Source organism: Tamlana sedimenti, assembly GCF_038148895.1.
In the GTDB taxonomy this organism is placed as follows: domain Bacteria; phylum Bacteroidota; class Bacteroidia; order Flavobacteriales; family Flavobacteriaceae; genus Tamlana.
Window position 1 is genome coordinate 1 of the sequence record NZ_JBBVGQ010000012.1, and the last position, 5,345, is coordinate 5,345.

Sequence of the window (5,345 nt, forward strand, 5' to 3'; positions counted from 1 at the left end):
AGTTTACCTGCTCTTTGGTCAATCCTAAAGTTACTATATTTTATTATGCAAGTCTAAAGGAATTATAGCCATTGTTACCACACGTTTTTTATTTTATTATTTTAATTTCAGTTAGTAATTGTTCATTCGAAAACCCAGAACAACTGTCGTCTTGAAATCTTATTTTTTCAGTTCCGTTTTCAAGATTGTAACTCACTCCGAAATTACATGAATTGTCAGCATTTTGCATTAAAGTCAGTTTGCGCTCAAACAGAGATATTCCGTCAATTATGGATTCCGTTATTTTTATTTTTCCGCGTTTTATAACTTTTCCGTTTTTGTAATATTTAAATTTGAAAAATCCATTTTTAGGCTTTAAAATCAATTTGTCAGATTCAAAGGTCTGATGTCCCCAAGATGAAATTAAAACCCAACTGTCATTGTTTTTAATTGATTCTTTAATTAAAGATTGCTTCTCGTAATCTTTGTATTTATTTACACAGATTTTTATTTCAGTCAGTTCCTTTGCGTTTGTGAAAGTCGTGTCGATTTGCTGTCCAAAAATATTTGTGTACTCAATTCTTAAAAAGTCAGAGTTATTTACAATAATCAATTTTTCATTTTCCAAATATTTTTCAGCTTGTCCAAATTTTTGGTTGGTCAGAATTTTTGGTTTTGCTCTATCTAGTTTAAACATAGTAAAACCATTTTCTTGACTGCAATCATTGGAAAACAATTCGATTTTGTTTTGAGCAAACGAAAAGAATGTGTTTAAAACTAGAATTATAGATATGAAATGCGTTTTTCTCAAATGTGTGGTAACGGATGGGTATATGAAACGTTTGGCTTTTCATAGCGATTTCCTAACAACCCGTTACAATATTTATTAAATGTACCGCCCTTAATATTAGCACTTTCCGCCAAATGTTTTATATACCGTGTTGTATGCTGGGCTTTATTCATTCTCAATCAGTTACGCTCAATCAATGCACATATTTTTGTTTTTGGGTCGGCAATCTCCCCATGCATTAGGGTAGGCATACTCTTTGGTAAGTTTTGGTTTGCGAGGTGGCTCGTGTGACTTGCCAATGTGTATGACTGCGAAGGGAAGGCTAAAAACCATATAAACCCATTATTATTCTATTATTCTTATTCTCTAATTCAACATCAAAACCCCCTGTTTCTTTTACTTGTGAAATGATTTGTAAGATATTGTGCTTTATCTCATAGAATTCAAGCTCTTCAGGAGTTTTAAAAGGTATTTTTTTTATATAGTTAGAAGAATTATTAGTTGATGGATTTATTGTCCGTATCAAAGTATTGCAAGTAGGAGAATTAAAGAATGCTAATAAATATTCAAGATATTCTATTTTCTTTGGAAATATCCCTACAATAGACTGGTCAAATAATCTATTATCAATCAAAGCACCTGTAATTGAACTTGAACTTACCATAGGAACTGCAATGCCTTTTTTAAAATAAAACGATGAATTTTGATACCGTGCTTTTTTGTCTTTTTTAAAGAAACTAACTAAATCATATGACCAATTCATAAACCAATTGTCTGGTTTAAAATATTTCGTATTTCCGCCCTTTACAATAGGCACGAAGGGTTTCTCTCCTTTTATTCCATTCAATAAAGTTTCATTGCAGTGAAAAGTAACTTTATCTAGAGATACTTCATCATACCTTTTTGAGTTCCGAATTTCCTTATTTAATACTTTAAGATAATCTTTATCATTACCAGAATAGAAACCTGTTACACAGCTACAAATATCACCTATTGTTTGCAGAGACTCTTTAATGCAAGAAGTTATTTGTGGGTTAGGATTGCTTATGAAAGCATAATCATTATTTGAAATTACTTCCTTTTGTTTAAGATTAATAATCTGAAGATTATCTGTGTTGTTACTTCCGAGTTCATCAACAGTTTTGTAGCCTTTAATTATTCTAAAGTCATTGTTGATACAGGTTTTGCTATTAGAACATTTTTCTAATGCTATGATTGAAAGGTTAGCATAGCCAAAATTAACACCTGGAAAATATGATGACGGAAAGAGAGCTATTTCTTTTAATTTCGTTTTAGAAAGAATATATTTTCTTATGTCCTTGTGCATATGAAGGTTTAAGTATGTATCTGGAATAATAAATACTAAACGACCTCCATCTTTTAATGCTTCAATACTTCTGTATAAAAAAAGAGAATAACTTTCCTTTGCATAAAAACCATTGAACCTTTTCTTTAATTGCTTTCTGTCTTCTGTGTTCCGCCATGCTCCATAAGGCGGATTTGCAATTACAGCATCATATTTCCCCCCCATTGAACACAAAAACTCCAATTCAACATCTGTTAATGTGTCAGTTTGTTTGATAGAGACATTTTTAAAGTCAGAATACTTAACAACCAAATTCTTAATTGAATTTTCATTCAATTCATAAGCTTCAATATTTATACTATTGTGCTTATTAACTATTGGGTCAATAAACACACCATCACCAGCACATGGTTCAAATACAGTCTCATTACCTTTTAAATCCAAAAGGTCAACCATGTAATTTACAATCGGTGTTGATTTTGTATAGTACGCCTGATATATCCTATTCTCACTAATCATAACTACCACGTTAAATATTGAATTAATTCATTTTTTTCAAGATGTGTAATAAAATCACTGTCTAAATCTTCAGTCCATTTGATATTAGCATCTATCCAAGTTCTAATGTCATAGCCAGAATACTTCTTTAATTGCTCATAAGTATCAGCTCCCGAAAAAGCACTCCAGATTCCTGAATTCTTTAATGTATTGAAATAGTTATTGTTTTCTTCTGAGCGAACAAATATTAAAGGCTCATAATTTTCCTCCAAATTATGATAGATACTTGCAACAAGCAATAACCTGTTTGTATTACCTTTCTCATTTGAACCAAACCCACTTTTAAAATCAACAACATATTTCTTTCCCTGATAAATAAAGTGCAAATCCAGTTCTAATTGAATCTCTCCAGATGTAACAAGCCCCCATACTTTGTTGTAATATTTCAGGAGTTGCTGTTTTTCTTCGTTAGTAATATTGAGCTTGTCAATGTACTCCTCAATTTCATTCGCAAGTTTCTTTTTAACATCAGAAAATAAGGGTGGGATAAATAGTTCTAAATCATTGATTGGATATTCAAAAGCTAATTTGCAGAAAGGTTCCCATAACTCTCCAATTCTACGAGAAAAAGCCATATACTCATAAGACCAAACTGAATGTCGTACTTCTAACATTACTACATAATTGCAATAAGTAACCATTAATACACTTTCAAGAATTTCTTGATTTGTCCAATTGTCCTTTTTTGCTTTTTGCTCAATTATTTCAATTACTGTAGTACGAGCTTTAACAAGTAGCGTATTTAACTTTTTTGCTTTTTTCTTGTACTCTGTATTTCCATATTCATCATTTACTTCAGCAATAAATTCAGTAGACCTGTCTCTGAAGTATTTGAGAAGCTTTTCTTTTTCGTTTCTTATTTCTTTTGAAATATCCATATTTATTTTTTCTGTCTAAGATAATTAACCTTTTGTTCTGCAACCTTTAATGCATCAAGTCCATATTCATCATCTTCGATGTCATATATTATTTTGTCACTTAACCATTCAACGATTAGTTCTTTTAAAGAAGTATTGAAATATTCGGCAATTTTTTCCACTTGATTTCTTGTTGCTTTTCTTTTTCCATTTTCAATCTTGCTTAATATTGCTTGGTCAATACCCAAATGAAAAGCCACAACTCTTAATGGTTCGCCTTTTTCTTCTCTAATCTCACGTATTTTTAAACCAAAACTATTCATGTACTATTGTTGAATATAATTGTTTTGACAAATTTAGTCAACAAAACTTATTATCCAAATATTTTTTGACAAAAGTTGTCAACATGCGTGACGGGAAAATTTGGCTCTTTTGCAAGCTTCGGTTTTAGCATCGGCTTGTGGGGCTTGCAAATGTGCCAAATGTGGGTTGGAAATTCCTTTTTAGCGGGTTGGCAAAACAAAAAATCTTTCAAGTTTGCACTATCGTTTCTTTTTCCTTGCCTTGCATACAACGGTTGGGCTATGGTTTCGTTGCGTGAAAATCCGCAAGGATTTTCCGCCGAAAACCGAAGATAGCAAATTTGCGAGGACTTTCCGAGAGGAAAGTCAGAAGCAATGAACTTTAGCCATTGTTGTGTGTAGTTTTTAATTGTTTAATGAATCCATTGTCATGTTTTTTTCCGAATCATTAGCTTTTATTAATACTCCATTTTCATCGTAAAGTGTTGGTTTACCGCTTAACTTATAATTTGAAATATTAGCAATTGATTTTATTTTTCCGTTTTTATAATAAATCCATTCTTTTCCAGATTCTTTCATTGTTATAGTATCTAAATTGTGGATTTGGATTACTCTGATTTGTCCATTCTCATAATACCCTTTAGCCGTATCAATTACCTTATTATTCCAAAAATTCCTATGAGACTTTATTGAACCACTTTTATAAAATATTTTTGTAGGGCCATGTGGCACACCATTTTTTCGAAAATTACTTTCTTTTTTTTCTCCAGTTTCGTAAAAGTGTATTGTCTCACCATTTTGTTTCCCTTTATAAAATGTGGATTTGGCTTTCAGATTTCCGTTCTCCCAAAACTCTTGATTAGTTCCGTTTATTGTATCATTAATGTATTCTGATATTTTCTTTAGAGTTTCTCCATCATTTCTGTAATACTTCCATATCCCTTGATTCATTCCATTTTTAATCAAGCCTTCCACTTTTAATAAACCTTTATTTGAATAATAACTTTCGTAATATCCATTTTCATAGGTTAGATTTTCTATAGAATCATTGTTATATTTTATAGTTCTTTGTAACTCGTCATTTTTATTAAAGTATTTGATTACTCGATTGGGAAAGCTGTCGATTACTTCTAATTCTGCATATCTGCTACCATTAGGAAAGAAATAAGTCGAAAGGGATTTTGGTCTTGTAATATCTAAATCAGGATTTATTTTTTGCCATATTCCAGCTTTACCATCTTCTTGGTAAAAAACATGTTTATCATTCCTATATTTTTCATTTGAAATATCATCTTTACAAGAACTAAAGATTGTAAAAAGTATTAGAAAGTATCTTGTTTTCAATTCAGTAGATTGGTTTGGTTAAATTACACACAACGGTCTCGGCTATGATTTCGTTGCGGAAAAATCCGCAGGATTCTTTCCGCCGTAGCCGAAAGATAACAAATTTGCGTTGAATTCCGATAAGGAATTCAACCGCAATGATATCTATGACATTTGCAAATTAAAATCATATAATTTTTGATTTTTGACCATTGCGAACATCCTATGGA

The 5,345-nt window shown here is 31.2% G+C and carries 5 protein-coding genes; all 5 read right to left on the reverse strand.

The genetic code is table 11. The features are described from left to right. Positions 1-88: 88 nt before the first annotated feature. The 5 genes from WJN01_RS15365 to WJN01_RS15385 all read right to left on the reverse strand — a co-directional run bounded on the left by WJN01_RS15365 (position 89) and on the right by WJN01_RS15385 (position 5,136). Positions 89-676, reverse strand: a complete 588-nt coding sequence (locus tag WJN01_RS15365; RefSeq protein WP_445198040.1) for a hypothetical protein — start codon at positions 674-676, stop codon at positions 89-91. A 415-nt stretch (positions 677-1,091) separates the two neighbouring features. Further along, positions 1,092-2,594 (reverse strand): Eco57I restriction-modification methylase domain-containing protein, encoded by a 1,503-nt coding sequence (locus WJN01_RS15370; protein WP_445198041.1) that lies wholly within the window; start codon positions 2,592-2,594, stop codon positions 1,092-1,094. A gap of 2 nt (positions 2,595-2,596) precedes the next feature. Next, positions 2,597-3,511 (reverse strand): hypothetical protein, encoded by a 915-nt coding sequence (locus WJN01_RS15375; RefSeq protein WP_445198042.1) that lies wholly within the window; start codon positions 3,509-3,511, stop codon positions 2,597-2,599. A 2-nt stretch (positions 3,512-3,513) separates the two neighbouring features. Beyond that, a complete protein-coding gene (locus tag WJN01_RS15380; protein WP_445198043.1) occupies positions 3,514-3,813 on the reverse strand; it encodes a helix-turn-helix domain-containing protein in 300 nt (99 codons plus the stop codon). 384 nt (positions 3,814-4,197) lie between these two features. Continuing rightward, positions 4,198-5,136 carry a toxin-antitoxin system YwqK family antitoxin gene (locus WJN01_RS15385; RefSeq protein ID WP_445198044.1) on the reverse strand — a complete coding sequence of 313 codons (939 nt, stop codon included), beginning with the start codon at positions 5,134-5,136 and terminating at the stop codon, positions 4,198-4,200. Between the last annotated feature and the right edge of the window lie 209 nt (positions 5,137-5,345).

Excerpts from the sequence above, each read along its gene's own strand:
- WJN01_RS15365 (WP_445198040.1), bottom strand. The coding sequence starts at position 676 with ATGTTTAAACTAGATAGAGCAAAACCAAAAATTCTGACCAACCAAAAA.
- WJN01_RS15370 (WP_445198041.1), bottom strand. The coding sequence starts at position 2,594 with ATGATTAGTGAGAATAGGATATATCAGGCGTACTATACAAAATCAACA.
- WJN01_RS15375 (WP_445198042.1), bottom strand. The coding sequence starts at position 3,511 with ATGGATATTTCAAAAGAAATAAGAAACGAAAAAGAAAAGCTTCTCAAA.
- WJN01_RS15380 (WP_445198043.1), bottom strand. The coding sequence starts at position 3,813 with ATGAATAGTTTTGGTTTAAAAATACGTGAGATTAGAGAAGAAAAAGGC.